General features: G+C 67.6%; 19 protein-coding genes. 7 read left to right on the top strand and 12 right to left on the bottom strand.

The genetic code is table 11. The features are described from left to right. The first annotated feature begins 63 nt into the window (after nt 1-63). From GM656_RS16965 to GM656_RS16945, 5 genes are all read left to right on the top strand, one after another. Nucleotides 64-327 carry a hypothetical protein gene (locus GM656_RS16965; protein ID WP_162414882.1) on the top strand — a complete coding sequence of 88 codons (264 nt, stop codon included), beginning with the start codon at nt 64-66 and terminating at the stop codon, nt 325-327. A 136-nt stretch (nt 328-463) separates the two neighbouring features. Continuing rightward, nucleotides 464-3,046 carry a heavy metal translocating P-type ATPase gene (locus GM656_RS16960; protein WP_162414881.1) on the top strand — a complete coding sequence of 861 codons (2,583 nt, stop codon included), beginning with the start codon at nt 464-466 and terminating at the stop codon, nt 3,044-3,046. Between the two features lie 62 nt (nt 3,047-3,108). Next, nucleotides 3,109-3,828 (top strand): metal-dependent hydrolase, encoded by a 720-nt coding sequence (locus GM656_RS16955; RefSeq protein WP_162414880.1) that lies wholly within the window; start codon nt 3,109-3,111, stop codon nt 3,826-3,828. Nucleotides 3,829-3,912: 84 nt separating this feature from the next. Further along, entirely contained in the window at nt 3,913-4,308 is a 396-nt protein-coding gene (locus GM656_RS16950) for an OsmC family protein (RefSeq protein ID WP_162414879.1), read from the top strand. Between the two features lie 84 nt (nt 4,309-4,392). Continuing rightward, complete coding sequence (locus tag GM656_RS16945) at nt 4,393-4,839, top strand: DUF5799 family protein (RefSeq protein WP_162414878.1); 447 nt, start codon at nt 4,393-4,395, stop codon at nt 4,837-4,839. On the opposite strand, the gene GM656_RS19190 is transcribed toward GM656_RS16945, so the two are convergent. Next, nucleotides 4,836-4,985, bottom strand: coding sequence for a DUF7557 family protein (locus tag GM656_RS19190; RefSeq protein ID WP_174243005.1), 150 nt, complete (start codon nt 4,983-4,985; stop codon nt 4,836-4,838). The genes GM656_RS16945 and GM656_RS19190 overlap by 4 nt on opposite strands. Nucleotides 4,986-5,102: 117 nt before the next feature. On the opposite strand from GM656_RS19190, the gene GM656_RS16940 reads away from it, so the two are divergent. Then, nucleotides 5,103-5,885 (top strand): class I fructose-bisphosphate aldolase, encoded by a 783-nt coding sequence (locus GM656_RS16940; RefSeq protein ID WP_162414877.1) that lies wholly within the window; start codon nt 5,103-5,105, stop codon nt 5,883-5,885. A 2-nt stretch (nt 5,886-5,887) separates the two neighbouring features. Beyond that, nucleotides 5,888-7,003, top strand: a complete 1,116-nt coding sequence (locus GM656_RS16935; RefSeq protein ID WP_162414876.1) for a hypothetical protein — start codon at nt 5,888-5,890, stop codon at nt 7,001-7,003. 66 nt (nt 7,004-7,069) lie between these two features. On the opposite strand, the gene pfkB is transcribed toward GM656_RS16935, so the two are convergent. The 11 genes from pfkB to GM656_RS16880 all read right to left on the bottom strand — a co-directional run bounded on the left by pfkB (nt 7,070) and on the right by GM656_RS16880 (nt 18,330). Then, nucleotides 7,070-7,978 (bottom strand): 1-phosphofructokinase, encoded by a 909-nt coding sequence (pfkB, locus tag GM656_RS16930; RefSeq protein ID WP_162414875.1) that lies wholly within the window; start codon nt 7,976-7,978, stop codon nt 7,070-7,072. Next, a complete protein-coding gene (gene glpR, locus GM656_RS16925) occupies nt 7,975-8,736 on the bottom strand; it encodes an HTH-type transcriptional regulator GlpR (RefSeq protein WP_162414874.1) in 762 nt (253 codons plus the stop codon). The genes pfkB and glpR overlap by 4 nt, the downstream gene beginning before the upstream one ends. An 87-nt stretch (nt 8,737-8,823) precedes the next feature. Then, a complete protein-coding gene (locus GM656_RS16920) occupies nt 8,824-9,807 on the bottom strand; it encodes an isocitrate/isopropylmalate dehydrogenase family protein (RefSeq protein ID WP_162414873.1) in 984 nt (327 codons plus the stop codon). 368 nt (nt 9,808-10,175) lie between these two features. Then, nucleotides 10,176-10,916 carry an HFX_2341 family transcriptional regulator domain-containing protein gene (locus GM656_RS16915; protein ID WP_162414872.1) on the bottom strand — a complete coding sequence of 247 codons (741 nt, stop codon included), beginning with the start codon at nt 10,914-10,916 and terminating at the stop codon, nt 10,176-10,178. Between the two features lie 164 nt (nt 10,917-11,080). Beyond that, nucleotides 11,081-11,725 carry a 3-isopropylmalate dehydratase small subunit gene (leuD, locus tag GM656_RS16910; protein WP_162414871.1) on the bottom strand — a complete coding sequence of 215 codons (645 nt, stop codon included), beginning with the start codon at nt 11,723-11,725 and terminating at the stop codon, nt 11,081-11,083. Continuing rightward, entirely contained in the window at nt 11,722-13,143 is a 1,422-nt protein-coding gene (gene leuC / locus GM656_RS16905; RefSeq protein WP_162414870.1) for a 3-isopropylmalate dehydratase large subunit, read from the bottom strand. The genes leuD and leuC overlap by 4 nt, the downstream gene beginning before the upstream one ends. Beyond that, a complete protein-coding gene (locus GM656_RS16900) occupies nt 13,140-13,364 on the bottom strand; it encodes a hypothetical protein (protein WP_162414869.1) in 225 nt (74 codons plus the stop codon). The genes leuC and GM656_RS16900 overlap by 4 nt, the downstream gene beginning before the upstream one ends. Beyond that, nucleotides 13,357-14,388, bottom strand: coding sequence for a ketol-acid reductoisomerase (ilvC, locus tag GM656_RS16895; RefSeq protein WP_162414868.1), 1,032 nt, complete (start codon nt 14,386-14,388; stop codon nt 13,357-13,359). Before ilvC ends, GM656_RS16900 begins: the two co-directional genes overlap by 8 nt. Further along, nucleotides 14,381-14,968 (bottom strand): acetolactate synthase small subunit, encoded by a 588-nt coding sequence (gene ilvN / locus GM656_RS16890; RefSeq protein ID WP_162414867.1) that lies wholly within the window; start codon nt 14,966-14,968, stop codon nt 14,381-14,383. The genes ilvC and ilvN overlap by 8 nt, the downstream gene beginning before the upstream one ends. A gap of 14 nt (nt 14,969-14,982) precedes the next feature. After that, the gene (gene ilvB, locus GM656_RS16885) at nt 14,983-16,743 is read right to left on the bottom strand and encodes a biosynthetic-type acetolactate synthase large subunit (protein WP_162414866.1); all 1,761 of its coding nucleotides are present in this window, start codon (nt 16,741-16,743) and stop codon (nt 14,983-14,985) included. Between the two features lie 339 nt (nt 16,744-17,082). Next, nucleotides 17,083-18,330 (bottom strand): LeuA family protein, encoded by a 1,248-nt coding sequence (locus tag GM656_RS16880; RefSeq protein WP_162414967.1) that lies wholly within the window; start codon nt 18,328-18,330, stop codon nt 17,083-17,085. Nucleotides 18,331-18,343 lie beyond the last annotated feature (13 nt).

Below are 18,343 nucleotides of genomic sequence, written 5' to 3'. Positions count from 1 at the left end.
CCCACCGCTCCGCGTCGCCGAGCGGGCACAACATTCAATCGTCTCGGCGTCGTACGCCGGCCAATGTCCGAGGAACGGTCCAGTTCGAAGCCGCCGACGCCGGGGTTCCTGTTGCCCGGCCTGCGCTGCGGCGTCGAGATGGCGCTGGTCGGAACGATCATCCTCCTCGTGGGCCTGCCGGCCGAGGAGCCGCTCCGGCTCGGAATCGTGCTGCTGGCCGCGCTGCTCGCGATGACGGTCGTCCTCTTCTGGGCGATGGGGCGACACGTGCGCCGCTGGATCCGCTACGCGCAGGGCAAGCCGACCCAGCACACGCCGTTCGACTGAACGCGCTCCGTCGTGGTATCGGCTCGCGATGAGCGGCTGAATTAATAACTCAATCCAGATTCTTTATTAATCAGTCCCATTTCGACGGGCTATTCTAACAGTCGAATTAATAAGACGGGGCGGCCTAGCTTCGTCAATGACAGATTCAGGACCCGCGGACCCGGGCGGTGGTGAGCAGACCCACGACCGGACGACGGGCCGCGATCACGACGCCGATCGCGACGGCGAGCGCGTCGCGCAGTTCGCGGTCCCCGAAATGGACTGCCCGTCCTGTGCGGGCAAGGTCGAGGGCAGCGTCCGAACGCTCGACGGCATCGAGACGGTCGACCCCCAGGTCACCACGGGGACGCTCACCGTCTCGTTCGACGCCGACGAGACGGACGCCGAGGCGATCGCAGACCGCGTCGAGAAGGCCGGCTACGCCGTCGAATCAGACGACGCGAGCGGGTCGTTCGCGGTCCCGGACATGGACTGTGCGTCCTGCGCCGGCAAGGTCGAGAACGCGCTGTCGAGGGTCGACGGCGTCAGGGACATCGAGACGCGGCCGACGACGGGCACGGTCGAGGTCACGTACGACCCGTCGCAGACCGACGCCGACGCGCTCGCGAGCGCCATCGAGAGCGCCGGCTACGAGGTGACTGAGCACTCGGCCGACGGAGACGAGGGGCGTGCGAGCGGCGAGCCTTCGTCCGCGGACGACATCTGGACGAGTCCGCGCGCCCTGAAGACCTGGACCAGCGGCGTGTTCGTCGCGCTCGGCCTGACTTTCGAGTTCCTGCTGCGCGGCGGCAACGCGCAGATCGCGACCGTTCTCGGGTCCGACCTCCACGTCGCCGACGCGCTGTTCCTCGTGGCCGTCGCCGCCGGCGGCCAGGAGATCCTCCGCAACGGGTACTACTCCCTGCGGAACCGGAACCTCGACATCGACCTCCTGATGTCCATCGCCATCCTCGGCGCGCTCGTGGCGAGCGTCGTCTTCGGCGAGGCGCTGTACTTCGAGGCCGCGACGCTCGCGTTCCTGTTCAGCGTCGCGGAGCTCTTAGAGCGGTACTCGATGGACCGCGCCCGCAACTCCCTGGAGGAACTGATGGACCTCTCGCCCGACGAGGCGACGGTCCTGCGCGACGGCGAGGAGGTGACGGTCTCCGTCGAGGAGGTCAGCGTCGGCGACACCGTGGTCATCAGGCCCGGCGAGAAGATTCCGATGGACGGCGAGGTCACCGACGGCGACAGCGCGGTCAATCAGGCCCCCATCACCGGCGAGAGCGTCCCGGTCGACAAGACCGAGGGCGACGAGGTGTACGCCGGGACCATCAACGAGGAGGGGTACCTCGAAGTCCGCGTCACCGCCGCGGCCAGCGACAACACGCTCTCCCGTATCGTCCAGCTGGTCGAGGACGCCCAGTCGAACAAGACGGAGCGCGAGCAGTTCGTCGAGCGCTTCTCGGCGTACTACACGCCGGTCGTGGTCGTGTTCGCCGTCCTCGTCGCGCTCGCCAGCCCGGTCGTCCTCGGGACGACGGCCTCGACGGCCGTCGTCTACGGACTCACCCTCCTCGTCCTCGCGTGCCCCTGCGCGTTCGTCATCTCGACGCCAGTCTCCGTCGTCTCGGGCATCACCAGCGCCGCGAAGAACGGCGTCCTCATCAAGGGCGGGAACCACCTCGAAGCGATGGGGGCGGTCGACGTGGTCGCCTTCGACAAGACGGGCACGCTCACGAAGGGCGAACTCACCGTCACCGACGTGGTCCCGCTGAACGGCAACTCCGAGGAGGACGTGCTCCGGTGCGCCCAGGGACTCGAACGTCGCAGCGAACACCCAATCGGCGAGGCCATCGTCGCGAAGGCCGGTGCAGCCGGCGTCTCGGAGCGCGAGATCGATGACTTCGAGAGCATCACTGGCAAGGGCGTCCGCGCAGACCTCGACGGGACGGCCCACTACGCCGGCAAGCCGGGGCTGTTCGACGACCTCGGATTCGATCTCTCGCACGTCCACGCGACCACCGACGGCGGCGTCGTCACGCAGACGGCACAGCACATCTGCGAGCGAAACAACTGCCTCGACCTGCTCGACGACACCGTCCCAGCGCTCCAGGCAGAGGGGAAGACGGTGGTCCTCGTCGGGACCGAAGACGAACTGGAGGGCGTCATCGCCGTCGCCGACGAGGTCCGTCCGGAGGCGAAGGCGACCATCGCGCGCCTGCGCGACCTCGGCGTCGAGCGGACGGTGATGCTCACGGGCGACAACGAGCGGACGGCGCGGGCCATCGCCGAGTCGGTCGGCGTCGACGCCTACCGCGCCGAACTCCTGCCCGACGAGAAGGTCGCGGAGATCGACGCGCTGGTCGAGGAGTACGAGGGCGTGGCGATGGTGGGCGACGGCATCAACGACGCGCCGGCGCTGGCGAGCGCGACCGTCGGCGTCGCGATGGGCGCGGCCGGGACCGACACGGCGCTCGAAACGGCCGACATCGCACTGATGAGCGACGACCTCTCGAAGCTCCCGTACCTGTACGAACTGGCCCACGACGCGAACGGCGTCATCCGGCAGAACGTCTGGGCCAGCCTGGCGGTCAAGGCCGGCCTCGCGGTCGCGGTCCCGTTCGGCCTCGTGCCGATCTGGGTCGCCGTGCTGGCCGGCGACGCCGGGATGACGACCGCGGTCACCGGGAACGCGATGCGGCTCTCGCGGATCCGGCCGGCCGCGGGCGGTGAGTGAGCGGCGGTTCGGCTTCCTCTCAGTGAGGTATTAAGTAGCGCCCGCGAGTAGCGAGTGCCGGCATGGAACTCACTTGGCACGGCCACTCGACGTGGCACGTCACGGTCGACGACACAGAGTTGCTCATCGATCCGTTCTTCGACAACCCGCACACGGACACCGACCCCGAGGAACTCGATCCCGACTACGTGCTGTTGACCCACGGCCACGCCGACCACATCGGCGACGTGGACCGCTACGAGGGGGCCGGCCTGGTCGCGACCCCCGAACTCGTCGAGTACTGCGAGGACAACTTCGGAGAGTTCGACGCCGTCGGCGGCATGGGGATGAACCTCGGCGGCACCGTCGAGATCGGCGACGCCTTCGTCACGATGCACCGGGCGGACCACACCAACGGGATCGACACCACCTACGGTACGAGCGGCGGGATGCCAGCGGGCTTCGTCATCTCGGACACGAAGCCGACGCAGGTCAGCGACGCCGAGTCGACGACGTTCTATCACGCAGGCGACACCGGCCTCATGACCGAGATGCGCGAGGTCATCGGGCCGTACCTCGAACCGGACGCGGCCGCCGTCCCGGTCGGCGATCACTTCACGATGGGACCGATGCAGGCCGCCATCGCCGTGGACTGGCTCGACGTGGACCACGCATTCCCGATGCACTACGACACGTTCCCGCCGATCGAGATCGAGACGGAGGACTTCGTCAAGGAGGTCAAGGCGGCCGGGAGCGACACCGAAGTCCACGTCCTCGACGGCGACGAGACGTTCGAACTCTGAGCCGCGGGCGCGGACTTTCCGACATCGCACTTATTGGTCGGTCGAGAAACGTTTAGGAGGGAGCGCCGAGACAGCCGGAACGCTATGGCAGATATCGAAGTCGAGAGCACTTGCGAGGAAGGCTACACAGTAGAGAGCATCATCAACGGCGAGTGGCAACTCGTCGTCGACGCCCTGAGCGAGGAGGGGCCGTCGGCGAACGAGGTCCTCGCGGCCGACTACGCGTCCTGTTACATCCCGGCGTTCCGCGTCGCGGCGGACAAACACGGCTACGACGACATCGGCGAGGTCACGGTCGAGGTCGCCGCGGACCTGGACGAGGACGACGACCTGGAAGCCATCGACTTCCACATCGAGGTCGAGGAGAGCCTCGGCGACGACGCCTGGGACATCGTCGAACTGGGCGAGGACATCTGTCACGTCCACTCGGCGCTGCGCGAGGAACTCCACGCCGAGATCACGATCGAGTCCGGCGTCTGATTCGGGACCGGCGGACGGTCATCGGCCGCCGGCGACCGGCCGCGCCGGGAAACGCTCATACATCAGGCCCGCTAACGTCCCGCCATGAGCGATTCAAACTGGACCGACCGCATCGCCGGCGAGCGGATGGCGGTCGATCAACTGTTCAACGACCAAGTGCAGGCGTCGTCGTTCTCGAGCCAGCAGTGGGGCCTCGTCATGACGGCCGTGGAGTTCGAGATCGAGGACCCCGACGACCCCGAGGAGGCACACATCGTCGCCGACACGTCGAAGCTCTCCAGCGTCATGCCGGAGATGGAACGCGTGGCGAATCAGAGCCCGATGGGCGGTCCGGGCGGCGACAGCTCGGGCGGCTCCGGCGGACTCCTCTCGGGCGTCAAAGACGCGCTGGGGCTCGGGGGCTCCGGCGGCGGCGACAAACAGAAAGAGGAGGAAGCGGCGAAGCTCGCACAGGCGTACGCGGAGAAGCTTCAGGAGAAACTGGAGTCCAACGGCCGCTGGGACACGATTCGCGAGCAGGCCCAGTCCTAGTACTCGTCGCCACCGTGAAACAGCGTTAGCTCCTCTGCCTCGTAGATGTTGATGAGTTCGGTGACGATCTCGTCGTAGGACTCGTCTTCGACACGGAGCTCGTCGAGTCGCTCGATTGTCTCGTCGTCGAGTTCGATCGATGACATGCCCGGACGTTCCCGTGGGACGCACTTAATCCCCATCCCCGATCAAAAGCGAACACGAACAGTAGTAACAAATCAAAACCGAAAACGGTTAATGGTCGTTCTCGGTACCAACACCACATGCGACCACTGGGTGACTCACCGCTCGTACGGAACGACAAGACGCTCGTCCTGGCCCACGATCACGGGCTGGAACACGGCCCCAAGCAGTTCAGCGGCGTCGAGGAGCGCCTCGACCCGCGCGAGGTGTTCGAGATGGCGACCCACGACGCCGTGACGGCGCTGGCCGTCGGCAAGGGCCTCGCCGAGACGTACTACCCGAGCTACGAGGACGACGTGAACCTGCTGGCGAAGCTCAACGGCGGGTCGGACCTCTGGATGGGCGACCCGTACTCGCCCCAGAACTGGTCGGTCGAGTACGCCGCGGAACTCGGTGCCGACGCCATCGGCTACACGATCTACCCCGGAGTCAACCGCGAGACGGACATGTTCGAGGACTTCCGCCCGGTCCAGGAGAACGCCCGCGACCACGACCTCCCGATCGCCATGTGGTCGTACCCGCGCGGACAGGCCATCAAGGAGCACCGCAGCCCCTCGACTATCGCCTACGCCGCCCGCATCGGACTCGAACTCGGCGCTGACTTCACGAAGGTGAAGTACCCCCGAGACAAGGAGGCGATGGCCCACGCCGTCCGCTCGGCCGCCGACAACCGCGTCCTGCTCTCGGGCGGGTCGAAGACCTCCGACCGCGACTTCCTCGAACTCGTCGAGGACTGCATGGACGTGGGCGTGGCCGGCCTCGCCGTCGGCCGCAACGTCTGGCAGCGCGACGATCCCTACGACATCCTCGACAAGCTCGAGGGCGTCATCTTCGAGGACGCGACGGCCGACGACGTGCTGTAGGCATGGACGAGGAGACGCGCCGAGCCGTCGACGCCGCCGCCGAGCAGTTGCCGGCGACGGACGAGTTCGCCCGCGGCCGGGTCGTCTTCGGCTTCGACGGCTACCTCGACCGCGTGCGCGAGGTCGTCGCCGACCGGAGCGACCCGGAGCACTACGACCGGCTCGACACGCTCGCCGGCTTCGGCGACCGCATCGAGCGCTCCGTGGCCGCCGACAGCTCGCTCTCCTTCGAGTGGCTGCAGGACGGCAACCGCACCGGCGGCCACACCAGCCACCTCGCGCGCGCCTTCGGCGTCTGGTCGTTCGACCCCGTCATGATCGGCATGTACGGCGACCCGGTCCACGAGGCCTTCGAGGCGGAGTTCGGCGCGTACGACCTCCACTCGCTGGGCGACCCGGGCGTCACCGACGCCGTCGAGTTCGACGACGGCAAGCTCATGCTGACCGAGATCGGCGACACCATGTCGCTGGACTGGGCGGCGCTGGACGACGCGTTCGGCCACGACCGGCTGGCCGAAAAACTGGACGGCGCGCGCCTGCTCGGGACGGGCTACTGGTCGGAGACGCCCGACCTGCCGACGGTCTTCGACGGCCTGTGTGACCTCTGGGGAGCCATCGACGACCCGCCCGAACGCGTGCTGGTCGACCCCGGCGACGTGCGGAAGCTCGACGCCGACCGCCTGCGCGCCGGCCGCGAAGCCATCGGTCGGCTGGACGAGGTGACCGACGTGGTGGTCTCCTCGAACCGCGCCGAGACGGACGTGCTCGCGGACGCCTACGCCGGCGAGGCCGAGCGCTCCTTCGAGGCGGCCGCCGAAGCCGTCGCCGAGGCGCTCGACCCGACGTGGTTCGTCGGTCACGGCGTCGAGCGCTCCGTCGTCGTCTCCGGCGATGGAACTGACAGCGTGGCCGTGCCCGCCGTGTCGGACCCCGAACTGACGACCAGTTCCGGCGACCACTTCAACGCCGGTCTCGGCCTCGCGCTCGTCGCGGGGCTCTCGCCCGCCGCCGCCGTCGTCGTCGGCAACGCCGTCGCGGGCTACTTCGTCCGCACGGCCGACCAGCCGTCGCTGGCGGACGTTCGTGCGTTCGTCGACGACTATATCGAGAAGTTCTGAGCGAACGGCGCTCGCGCGGGTCGAGGCGCTCGCCTGTTTTCGACGCCGCGCTCCAAAATTGACTGTCTACAGCCGTTCGACCGACACGCGCTCTCGCACCGACTCGATTTCGCTCAGGTCGGGGACCGCCGTCCCGGCCTGCTGAACGACCTGCGAGGAGACGGCGACGCCGGTCCTGAGCGCGGTCTCGTCGTCCGCGCCGGCCTCCCACGCGCCGAGCACACCGGCGAGCAGCGCGTCACCCGCGCCGACGGTGTCGACCACGTCCACGTCGAGCGCGCGGGCGAACAGCAGGCCGTCCTCGCTCGCGAGCACCGCGCCGTCGCCGCCCATCGAAGCCAGCACGCGGTCGAAGCCGCGGGCTCTGAACCGGTCGGCCGCGCGGGCACAGCCCTCCACGCTCGAGACGTCCGCGCCGGTGGCCTCGCCGAGTTCCTCGCGGTTCGGTTTGCACAGGCCGTAGTGGGCGTCGAGTTCGCGAAGGAGGTCGCCGCCGGTGTCGACGACAGTCTCCCAGTCGCCGCCCGCGGCGATTCGGTCGATGGCGTCGGCGGACAGCCCCGGCGGCAGGCTCCCACCGACGAGCACGCGGTCGGGGTCCTGGGCCGCGACGCGGTCGAGCAGGGCGTCGACGACGGACGCGTCGACCGCTGGGCCGGACTGGTTCAGCTTGTACTCCTCGGCGTCGGCGATGGCGGTCGTGTTGAGCCGCGTCGTCCCGCCCACGTCGGCGAACGCCGTCTCGACGCCGTCGGCCCGGAGTTCGTCGCGGATGAACGCACCGGTGAAGCCCCCGAGCAGGCCGGTCGCGACGCACGGGCGGTCCATGGCTGTGAGCAACTGGGCGGCGTTGATCCCCTTGCCGCCGGCGTCGAAGTGCGCGTCGGTCGCGCGCAGCACGCGGTCGGGGGCCATCGGCTCGTCGAACTGGACGGTCTGGTCGACTGCTGGGTTGTAGGTGACTGTGACGATCATGGGATGACTCCTGCGACGGTGACGTCTGCCTCTTCGAGGGCCGCGGACAGGGACTCGGACGGGCGGGCGTCGGTGACGAGCAGGTCGACGGCCGACAGGTCCGCGAAGGTCATGAAACTGCGCTCGCCGAATTTCGTCGCGTCGGCGACGAGCACGACGCGGCTCGCCTGCTCGACCATCAGCTCCTTGATCGACGCCTCGCCCTCGTTGGGGGTCGACAGCCCGGCGACGCCGTCGAGCGCGTTGGTCCCCAGAAAGAGCAGGTCGAAGTTCGTCCGCTCGATGAACCGCTCCGCGGTCGGGCCGACGAGCGCGCGGGTCCGCGGCCGGAAGCTCCCGCCGGTGAGCTTCGTCTTCACGTCCCGGTCGGCCAGTTCGGTGGCCAGTTCGGGCATGTTCGTGGCCGCGACGTAGTCGGTGTCCGTGATGGCGCGCGCGACCTCCATCGTCGTCGAGCCGGCGTCGAAGAAGACGACCTGCCCCTCGCGGACCTCCTCTGCGGCCCGGTCGGCGATGGCCTGCTTCTCCGCGAGCTGTTCGACCTCGCGCTGCCCGTAGGGGCGCTCGGTCCCGACCGAGGTGGCCGGCACCGCACCGCCGTGAGACCGCTCGATGCGGCCCTCGGCCTCCAGATCGCGGAGATCCCGTCGGATCGTCGCCTTGGAGAACTCGAGTTCAGCGGCCAGTTCCGACACCGAACAGCCGTCCCGCTCTGTCACCAACTCGACGATAGTGCGCTTTCGCTCGGCCGGGAGCATTCTCTCGCTCGTGATTGTTTCGCTTCGGATTTACCTCTTTCTATCGAGAAGATGCTTGTTTCTGCTCGAAGTCGAGGAGAGAAACCGTTACAGTTCGTCGATGACGGCGGCCGTCACGTCCCCGGTGGAGGCGTCGCCGCCGAGGTCAGGGGTTCGGGGTCCGTCGTCGAGGACCTGTTCGACGGCCGCTCGGACGGCGTCGCCCTGCTCGTCGTAGCCGAGGTGATCGAGCAACATCGCGGCCGAGAGAATCATCGCGGAGGGGTTGGCGATGCCCTCGCCGGCGATGTCGGGCGCGGAGCCGTGGACCGGTTCGAACAGCGCGTTGTCCTCGCCGACGTTCGCCGACGGGAGCAGGCCGAGGCCGCCGACGAGGCCGGCGGCGAGGTCCGACAGCATGTCCCCGGCGAGGTTCGGGCAGACGACGACGCCGTAGTCCTCGGGCGACATGACGAGGTGCATCGCGAGCGCGTCCATCAGCGCCGTGTCGTAGTCAGCGCCGCGGTCCTGGCCCACGGCCTCCGCGGTGTCGAGGAACAGGCCGTCGGTGGTGCGCATGACGTTTGCCTTGTGGGCGATGGTCACGTCGTCGTAGCCGTTTCGCTTCGCGTAATCGAAGCCGTACTCGGCGATCTTCTCCGAGGCGTCCTCGGTGATGACCCGCGTGCAGGTCGTGACGCCGTCGGCGATCTCGCTCTCGATGCCCTTGTAGACGCCCTCGGTGTTCTCGCGGATGAACACGATGTCGGTGTCCGGCTGGACGGCGTCCAGGCCGGGATACGACCGCGCCGGGCGGACGTTGGCGAACGAGCCGACGACCTGCCGGAGCGGCAGGATCACGTCGGCGGCGGTCTCGCCGGCCGCGCCGAACAGCGTCGCGTCGGCGTCGGCCGCCAGGTCGCGCGTCTCCTGCGGGAGCGCCTCGCCCGTCTCCGCTTCGACGGCGTCGCCGGCCTCGCCCTCGACGAAGTCGAAGTCGACGGCGTCGAGCGCCTCCAGTACCTCGACGGCGGCGGGCGTGACCTCCTGTCCGATCCCGTCGCCGGGGATGACGGCTATCTCGTGTGTCATGGCGGGAGGGACGTGGGCGGCCGGTGAAAGTGGTTCGGTTCGCCGTCGCGCGTTCGAACAGCGTCAGCGGGGACCGTCTCGAACGGGGGGACCGCGGGGTCGCCCCGGAAACGTCAGGGACGACAGCAAGATGGCACGGGCCGCGACGACGGCGTCGACTCGATGGAGGGCCGAAGCGGGGGAGGGCAGCGACGCGTCGCCGGGGACCGTGCGCACCCGAGTATTTCGGGGGTTGATATGTAGCTACTATCACGTTACTATCGATACCGAAGATACTATCAAAACAATCTATACTATCGACACAGCGTACGCTATCGCAACCGAAGGGACAGTCGAGAATCAGGTAACTGGCACGGGTCGCTCGTCGTTCAGAGCTTGTGCCGGAAGGCGTGGAGCACGTTCTCGCCGGTTTCGGTCAGTTCCACCTGCTTCGTTCGGCCCACGTCCCGGACGGTGATGTAGCCGTCTTCGACCAGCGGGTCGACGACGTTCGCGTTCAACAGCGCGAACTTCGCCTTGTCGTTGGCCGGGTCCACGTCGTCGATGAACGCCAGGCCCGCGTCCTCGGCGAACTCGATGAGGTCGGACTTCTTCGCGGTGTAGCGCTCGCTGTTGGTCCGCTTCAGGTAGTCGAGGACGGCCACCTGATCGCGGGAGATGGCTTCGATGGGGTACGACGGGAGGACCTCCGCCTCGTCCATCCCGCTGGTAAGCGGTTCCTCTGACACCGCCGGAACGTGGCGCTCCGGGTGGACGTAGTAGGCGGTCGCCGGCGTCGCCATGCACGCGATTGCGCTCCCGATGGCGGCCACCTTCGGCCCGCTGGAGACGTTGACCCGCACGATGTCCTGGGGGTGGTCGGCGGTGAGCGTCGTGACGACCGCCAGCACGTCGTAGAGGTCGTGGAGGTCCGTCCGGCGCATCTCCACCGTGACGCCGTCCGCGTCGAGGTCCTCGATCAGCGCCTGCTGGTAGGGCGTCAGGCGCGCCGGCTCAGCCCTCTCGGAGAGCAGGTACACCTCGTCGGCGTTGTGCGTGCGTATCGGCTCGGCGATACGGTCGCGCTCGTGGCCGAGCGGCGCGATGTGGATCTCCCGTATCTCTTCCATGCGCCATGACGCGACGCGCAGGCGCATTGCTCTTGGCATCTCGCGGGACGACCCGGCCGCCGCTCGTGGGTCGACCGCTCACGGCTCGAAAATGTATGTCTCGCGGCTACTCGTCCGCTTCTGCGAACCAGATGCTTACGCCGGAGAGATAACACTCTCCGCAGCTAATCGTCCGCTTCGATGTCCGACCGCGTCTGGTCGAGATACGGCAACTGCGCGGCCGTCTCCTCGATGGCGTTGCGGTTGGCCTTCATCAGCGCGGTCGTGTCCCAGATGCCCTCGACGAGGGCCTGACGCTGGGCGTCGTCCACGGAGACGTTGGCTTCGTTGCCGCCGTAGCGAACCGTCTCGGCCGCCACGTCGACTTCGATTTCCTTGCTGGGGTTGTCGTCGACCCACTGCTGGAGCGCGTTGATCGTCTCGTGGTCGGCCGTGACGGTCGGGATGCCCAGCGCCAGGCAGTTCCCGGCGAAGATTTCGGCGAAGCCCTCGCCGATGATGGCGTCGATGCCCCAGCGCATGAGCGCCTGGGGCGCGTGCTCGCGCGAGGAGCCACAGCCGAAGTTGTTGTTGACCACCATGACGTTGGCGTCCTGGAAGCGCTCCTCGTTCATCGGGTGGTCCTTCTGGTTGTCGTCGTCGTCGAAGCGGACGTCGAAGAACGCGAACTCGCCCAGGCCGTCGAAGGTGACGACCTTCATGAACCGCGCGGGGATGATCTGGTCCGTGTCGATGTCGTTCCCGCGGATGGGGATGCCGGTCCCCTCGACGTAATCGACCTCGGGGATGTCCTCGGTCGCGTCGCTCATTGCAGCGCCACCTCCTTCAGGTCGCGCACGTCAGCGACCTCGCCGGTGATCGCCGCGGCGGCGACCATCCGGGGGTTCATCAGGACGGTGCGGCCGTCCTTGCTCCCCTGCCGGCCGACGAAGTTCCGGTTCGAGGAGGAGGCACAGGCCTCGTCGCCCTCCAGTTGGTCCTCGTTCATGCCCAGACACATCGAACAGCCGGCGTTGCGCCACTCGAAGCCGGCTTCCTCGAAGATGTCCTTCAGGCCCTCCTCCTCGGCGGCGCGCTGGACGCGCTGGCTGCCGGGGACGACGAACGCGCGCACGTCGTCGGCGACCTGTCGGCCCTTGACGATGCGGGCCGCCCGTCGCAGGTCGGGCATCCGAGCGTTCGTACACGAGCCGAGGAAGGCCACGTCGATGTCGTACCCTTCCATGCTCTGGCCGGGCTCGACGCGCATGTGCTCCTGGGCGCGTCGCGCCGTGTCCTGCTTGTCTTCGGGCAGGTCCTCGGGGGCCGGAATCGGGTCGTCGATGCCGATGCCCTGGCCCGGGGTGGTCCCCCAGGTGACGACCGGGTCGAGTTCGCTCGCGTCGATCTCGACCACGTCGTCGTACTCGGCGTCGTCGTCCGAGCGGATGGACTCCCAGTACGGCTTGAGGTCCTCGAATTTCTCGGGATGTTCCTGGAAGTAGTCGGTCCCCTCCAGCCACTCGTAGGTGGTCTCGTCGGGGTTGACGTAGCCCGCGCGAGCGCCGCCCTCGATGGACATGTTACAGATGGACATCCGTCCCTCCATGTCGAGGTTCTCGATGGTCTCGCCGGCGTACTCGTAGACGTAGCCGACGCCGCCCTCGGTGCCGAGCCGGCGGATTATCTCGAGGATGATGTCCTTGGCCTCGACGCCCTCGTCGAGTTCGCCGGTGACCTCGATCTTGCGGACCTTCTGTTTCTCCATCGCGATGGTCTGGGTGGCCAGCACGTCGCGAATCTGGCTCGTCCCGATCCCGAACGCGAGCGCGCCGAACGCGCCGTGGGTGGAGGTGTGGCTGTCGCCACAGACGATGGTCTTGCCGGGCTGGGTGATGCCCTGCTCCGGCCCGATGACGTGGACGATTCCCTGATCGCCCGTCGTCGGGTCCGAGAACTGGATGCCCGCGTCGCGGACGTTCTCTTCCAGTTCGGCCATCATGCGCTCGGCCGCGTCGTCCGCGTACGGCCGGTCCTGGTTCGCCGTCGGAACGATGTGGTCGACCGTCGCGTGGGTCAGGTCCGGTCGCGCGACCTCGAGACCGCGCTCCTGGAGCATCCCGAACGCCTGCGGGCTGGTGACCTCGTGGATGAGGTGGAGCCCGACGAAGAGTTGGTCCTGGCCGTTGGGCAGGGTGGTGACTTTGTGCCGATCCCAGACCTTGTCGTACAGGGTGCCTCGACTCATACTGTCTCGTCCCGTCCCTCGGTCCCGCGCTCGTAGGCGCGGGTGACGCCCTCGCCGGGCGCTTCGTGGTCTACGTCTTCCATCGTCTCGTCGGCCTCGGGGTCGCCTCCGTCGGCGGCCACGACCGGGCCGCGCCGGAACGCCGCGCCGAAGGTGGCGTTCGTCTCCGGGTGGGTGTGGTCGACGCTTCGCATCGTCTCGTGTGTGTCGTCGTCAGTCATCTGCTGGTGCTTCCTCTTTCTGCTGGTCGGCCTGCTCGCCCCACGCGAACAGTTCGCGCAGACGACCGCCGACCTCCTCGATCTGGTGGGTCTGTTCGGCGTCTCGGTACTGCTTGTAGGCGGGCCGGTTGGCCTGGTTCTCGTTGATCCACTCGCGGGCGAACTCGCCGTTCTGGACCTCTTCGAGGATCTTGTCCATCCCTTCGCGGTCGATGACGTCCTCACCGCGGGTCAGGCCGCCGTACTCGGCGGTGTCGGAGACGGAGTTCCACATCTCCATGTGGCCGCCCTCGTACATCAGGTCGACGATGAGCTTGAGTTCGTTCAGGCACTCGAAGTAGGCCATCTCCGGCGCGTAACCGGCGTCGACCAGCGTCTCGAAGCCGGCCTTGACCATCTCGGTGACGCCGCCACAGAGGACGGCCTGCTCGCCGAAGAGGTCCGTCTCGACCTCCTCCTGGAAGGTCGTCTCGATGACGCCGGCGCGGGTGCAGCCGACGCCCTTCGCGTAGGCCAGCGACTCCTCTTTCGCGTCGCCGGTCGCGTCCTGGTAGATCGCGATGAGGCCGGGCGTCCCCTCGCCGCGCTCGTAGGTCCGGCGCACGAGGTGGCCGGGCGACTTCGGCGCGACCATCGTCACGTCCACGTCCTCCGGCGGCTCGATCTGGCCGTAGTGGATGTTGAAGCCGTGCGCGAACTGGAGCGTGTCGCCGGCGTCGAGTTCGTCCTCGATGGCCTCGTACACAGCGGGCTGGACCGTGTCGGGGACGAGCATGACGACGCGGGCGGCCTCTCGGGCCGCCACGTCGGGCGTCTCGACGCGCAGACCGGCCTCTTCCGCGGCGTCGCGCGAGGAGGAATCCTCGCGGAGCCCGACGACAACGTCCACGCCGGATTCGTGGAGGTTCAGCGAGTGAGCGTGGCCCTGTGACCCGTAGCCCAGCACGGCTACGGTCTCGTCGTCGAGTGTCGATACGTCGGCGTCGTCGTCGTAGTAGACGGTGGTGGTGAATTCGTCAGACATCTTTATCGAGTGTCGTGGGGCCGCGTTCCAGTGCGGCGGCCCCGGTCCGCACGATCTCCTGCACGTCGAACTGCTCAAACGCCTCGACGGCAGCGTCGATCTTCTGTTTGCTGCCCGTGATCTCGACGGTGACGGAGTCGGTCGACGCGTCGACGGCCTGACCGTCGTACATGTCGGCGACGGCGTTGACGTCGTCGGGCTTCTCGCCGCTGACCTTCACCAGCGCGAGTTCGCGCCGCACCGACTCGCCTTCGAGTTCGGTGACCGAGATGACGGGCACGAGCTTTCGCAGTTGTTTCTTCGCCTGGTCGATTCCCGGTTCCGGTTCCTCGATGAGGATCGTCATCCGGGCTATGTCCTCGTCGACAGTCGGGCCGACGGTGAGGCTTTCGATGTTGAACTGCCGGCGACTGAACAGCGCCGACACCTCCGAGAGGACCCCGGGTCGGTGCTTGACCAGCGCCGAGAGCACCGCCTGTCGGGGCTCGTGAGTCACTTCTGCCTCGGGGTCGACGCGGATACCCTGCGTGTTGCGTCGGCCCGCGGGGCGCATCCGTTCGTCCGGCGCGGGGCCTGGCATTCCTCCTGTCATAGTTAGATCATGTCCAGATGGTCTTCTTCGAGCGCGAACAGGCCGTTGTCACCGCCGCTGGGGACCATCGGGAAGACGTTCTCCCCGGGGTCGATGTGGGCGTCGATGACGCTCGGGCCGTCGTAGTCGCGCGCTTCCTGAATCGTCTCCTCGACGTTCTCGTAGGACTCCAGCGTGAACCCGCGAGCGCCGAAGGCCTCGGCGAGCTTGTCGAACTGCGGGATCCACGGGTACTCCGAGGCCATCCGGCGGCCCTCGTAGAAGCCGTCCTGCCACTGGCGGACCATCCCGACGGCCTCGTTGTTGAGGACGACGTAGGTGATGTCCAGTTGCTCGCGGACGGCGACCGAGAGGCCCTGGACGGTCATCAGGAAGGAGCCGTCGCCGTCGAAGCAGACGACCTCCTGGTCCGGGGCGGCGAGCTTCGCGCCGATGGCGGCCGGCACGCCGTAGCCCATGGTCCCCAGGCCGTGGGAGGAGACCCACGTCCGGGGCTCGGTGAACTCCCAGAACTGGGACGCCCACATCTGGTGCTGGCCGACGCCGGTACAGACGATGGTGTCGTCCGGCGTCACGTCGGAGAACGTCTCGACGACGTACTGGGGCTTCAGCGGCTCGTCGTCGGGCGTGTCGTAGCTCATCGGGTACTCCGACTTCCACGCCTGGCACTGGTCGCGCCACTCGTCGGCGTCGGGCGCGCTCGGCATCGCGTCGAACAGTTGGCGGAGCACCTCGCGGGCGTCGCCGACAAGCGGGTAGTCGGCGTAGATGTTCTTGCTGATCTCCGCGGGGTCGATGTCGACGTGAACGACCTCCGCGTCGGGCGCGAAGGAGTCGACGCCGCCGGTCAGGCGGTCGTCGAAGCGCGTCCCGACCGCCAGCAGGCAGTCGGTGTTCGTGATGGCCATGTTGGCGTAGCCCGTGCCGTGCATCCCCGCCCACTCCAGCGAGAGTTCGTGGTCCTCGGGGAAGCTCCCGATGCCGGGCATCGTCGTGACGACCGGGACCTCGTACTCCATCGCGAACTCCCGCAGCGCGTTCGAGGCGTTGGCCTTGATGACGCCGCCGCCGGCGAGGATGACCGGGCGGTCCGCCGCGGCCACCGCGTCTGCGGCCTCCTGGACGGCCGCGTCGTCGGCCTCCTCGGGCACGTCGTACGTGTCCGGCGTCTGGGGTGCCTTCGGTTCGACCTCGGTGCCGCCCTGCGTCACGTCCTTGGGCAGGTCGACGAGCGTCGGGCCCTGCCGGCCGGCGTTGGCCAGCGCGAAGGCCTCGCTCACGTTGTCGCCGACGGTATCGGAGTCGGCGGCGAAGTAGCTCTCCTTCGTGATGGGCTGGGTGATGCCCACCGTGTCTGTCTCCTGGAAGGCGTCGTTACCGACGAATTCGGTGGGGACCTGGCCGGTCAGCGCGATGACCGGATCGGAGTCCATGTTGGCGTCGGCGATGCCGGTCACGAGGTTCGTCGCGCCCGGTCCGGAGGTGGCGAAACAGATACCCGGGTCGCCGGTGACGATTCCGTAGGCGTCAGCAGCGTGCGAGGCCCCCTGTTCGTGGGCCATCGTCACGTGCGTGATATCGGAGTCGTACAGCGCGTCGTAGACCGGCATGATGGCCCCGCCCTGGACGCCGAAGACGTAGTCCGCGCCAGCGTTTTCGAGCGCCCGGATGACCGACTGCGCCCCCGTCGTGACGGGAGACTGCTCGTCGGTCGACTCGGTCGATTCTTCGTCCTCTTTCGGAACGGACGCACGCTCGCTCATGCGTTCGTCCCTCCCTGCGTTCGCGTTCGATACGTCGGTGCGGTGTGTGCTGTATGCATGACTCGTGACTCTGTGGTGTTGTTGCGAAACGGTTCGACCGGGGGTGAAAATGGGAAGTGAGGGGCTATACGGCCCCTACAATACCCGTGCCGAGAATAGCGAACGCGGCGCTGTCGGAGGAGCGAACCGCCGATCCAGCGCTCGCGGGCATCACGTCCGATAGCTGTTCGTCCCCGATAATAAACGTTCTGTGATAGCTGCTGACGGGCGACGCGGGGGGAGTCCGTGCTCACCCGCCGCTGGCGGCTCACGGTGTCGACCGGAGACGAGGACATCGGCCTACGCGCGGACCTCCTCGGTCTCCTCGGTCACGCCGACCTCCTCGGCGAACCGTTCCAGCACGCTCATGGTGACCTGTTCCTCCGCGCCGTACTCCTTGACGCGGCGGGTCACCTCCCGGACCTCGGCGTCGGTCGGGTCGTAGCCCGCGTCGACGAGGCGCTCGCGTACCGAGTGCGCGCCGGTGTGTTTCCCGAGCACCAGTTCGCGCTCGGCACCCACCATCTCCGGCGTCATGACGCCCGGTTCGAACGTGTCGGAGTTCTCGATGACGCCCGCGGCGTGGATGCCGCTCTCGTGGGAGAAGGCGTTGCGCCCGACGACGGGCTTGTTCGCCGGCACCGGGATGTCGGACTTCTCCTCGACGATGCGGGAGAGCTCGGTGATCCGGGTCGTGTCGATTCCGGTGTCGACGTCGTACAGCGACTCCAGCGCCATCACGACCTCCTCGTAGGCCGCGTTGCCGGCCCGCTCGCCGATGCCGTTGACCGACACCTGCGCCTGGCTCGCACCGGCCTCGAAGCCGGAGATGGCGTTGGCCGCCGCCAGCCCGAAGTCGTCGTGCGCGTGCACGTCGATGTAGGCGTCGGTGCTGTCGTCCACGATCTCGATGAGGTCGTAGAAGCGCCGCGGCGTCGCCACCCCGCAGGTGTCCGGGATGTTGATCCAGTCCGCACCCGCCTCGGACGTGGCCTCGATGACCTCGACGAGGAAGTCCTCGTCGGTCCTCGTGGCGTCCATCGGCGAGAACATGCACTCGACGCCCGCCTCTTTGATCATCTCGACGCACTCGACGGCGGTGTCGAGCGCCTCCTGACGGGTCGCGTGCATGGAATCCTGCAACTGTACGTCCGACGTCGAGACGAAGGTGTGGACCATGTCCACACCCGAATCCAGAGCCGCCTCGATGTCTTTCTCGACCACGCGCGCCAGCCCGCATGTCGTCACTTTCGTGGACTCGGCGATGTCGCGCACTGCCTCGAACTCCGCGTCGGAGTTGACGGGGAACCCGGCCTCGATGACGTGGGTGCCCATCTCGTCGAGCAGCGCGGCTATCTCGCGCTTGTCCTCGTAGTTGAACGACGTGCGTGGTGACTGCTCACCGTCGCGCAGCGTGGTGTCGAAAATCCGTGCGTCTGTTATCTCAGACGTGGAATCCAGTGTGCCCTGGAAGAACTCGATCCGCCGGAGATCCCGACGTGCCCTCGTTGTTGGACATAAGCACCTGTATCTGGACGCTTCCGATATTTATAGTTGTCCA

Origin of the sequence: Haloarcula salina, from assembly GCF_010119195.1 — an archaeon.
Lineage (GTDB): Archaea > Halobacteriota > Halobacteria > Halobacteriales > Haloarculaceae > Haloarcula > Haloarcula salina.
This window is presented reverse-complemented; position numbering and strand designations above follow the sequence as displayed.

Excerpts from the sequence above, each read along its gene's own strand:
- GM656_RS16950 (WP_162414879.1), top strand. The coding sequence starts at position 3,913 with ATGGCAGATATCGAAGTCGAGAGCACTTGCGAGGAAGGCTACACAGTA.
- GM656_RS16945 (WP_162414878.1), top strand. The coding sequence starts at position 4,393 with ATGAGCGATTCAAACTGGACCGACCGCATCGCCGGCGAGCGGATGGCG.
- leuD (WP_162414871.1), bottom strand. The coding sequence starts at position 11,725 with ATGAGCGACGCGACCGAGGACATCCCCGAGGTCGATTACGTCGAGGGG.
- ilvC (WP_162414868.1), bottom strand. The coding sequence starts at position 14,388 with ATGTCTGACGAATTCACCACCACCGTCTACTACGACGACGACGCCGAC.
- GM656_RS16915 (WP_162414872.1), bottom strand. The coding sequence starts at position 10,916 with ATGGAAGAGATACGGGAGATCCACATCGCGCCGCTCGGCCACGAGCGC.
- pfkB (WP_162414875.1), bottom strand. The coding sequence starts at position 7,978 with ATGATCGTCACAGTCACCTACAACCCAGCAGTCGACCAGACCGTCCAG.
- glpR (WP_162414874.1), bottom strand. The coding sequence starts at position 8,736 with ATGCTCCCGGCCGAGCGAAAGCGCACTATCGTCGAGTTGGTGACAGAG.
- GM656_RS16965 (WP_162414882.1), top strand. The coding sequence starts at position 64 with ATGTCCGAGGAACGGTCCAGTTCGAAGCCGCCGACGCCGGGGTTCCTG.
- GM656_RS19190 (WP_174243005.1), bottom strand. The coding sequence starts at position 4,985 with ATGTCATCGATCGAACTCGACGACGAGACAATCGAGCGACTCGACGAG.
- GM656_RS16955 (WP_162414880.1), top strand. The coding sequence starts at position 3,109 with ATGGAACTCACTTGGCACGGCCACTCGACGTGGCACGTCACGGTCGAC.
- GM656_RS16900 (WP_162414869.1), bottom strand. The coding sequence starts at position 13,364 with ATGACTGACGACGACACACACGAGACGATGCGAAGCGTCGACCACACC.
- GM656_RS16935 (WP_162414876.1), top strand. The coding sequence starts at position 5,888 with ATGGACGAGGAGACGCGCCGAGCCGTCGACGCCGCCGCCGAGCAGTTG.
- leuC (WP_162414870.1), bottom strand. The coding sequence starts at position 13,143 with ATGAGTCGAGGCACCCTGTACGACAAGGTCTGGGATCGGCACAAAGTC.
- GM656_RS16920 (WP_162414873.1), bottom strand. The coding sequence starts at position 9,807 with ATGACACACGAGATAGCCGTCATCCCCGGCGACGGGATCGGACAGGAG.
- ilvN (WP_162414867.1), bottom strand. The coding sequence starts at position 14,968 with ATGCCAGGCCCCGCGCCGGACGAACGGATGCGCCCCGCGGGCCGACGC.
- GM656_RS16960 (WP_162414881.1), top strand. The coding sequence starts at position 464 with ATGACAGATTCAGGACCCGCGGACCCGGGCGGTGGTGAGCAGACCCAC.
- GM656_RS16940 (WP_162414877.1), top strand. The coding sequence starts at position 5,103 with ATGCGACCACTGGGTGACTCACCGCTCGTACGGAACGACAAGACGCTC.
- ilvB (WP_162414866.1), bottom strand. The coding sequence starts at position 16,743 with ATGAGCGAGCGTGCGTCCGTTCCGAAAGAGGACGAAGAATCGACCGAG.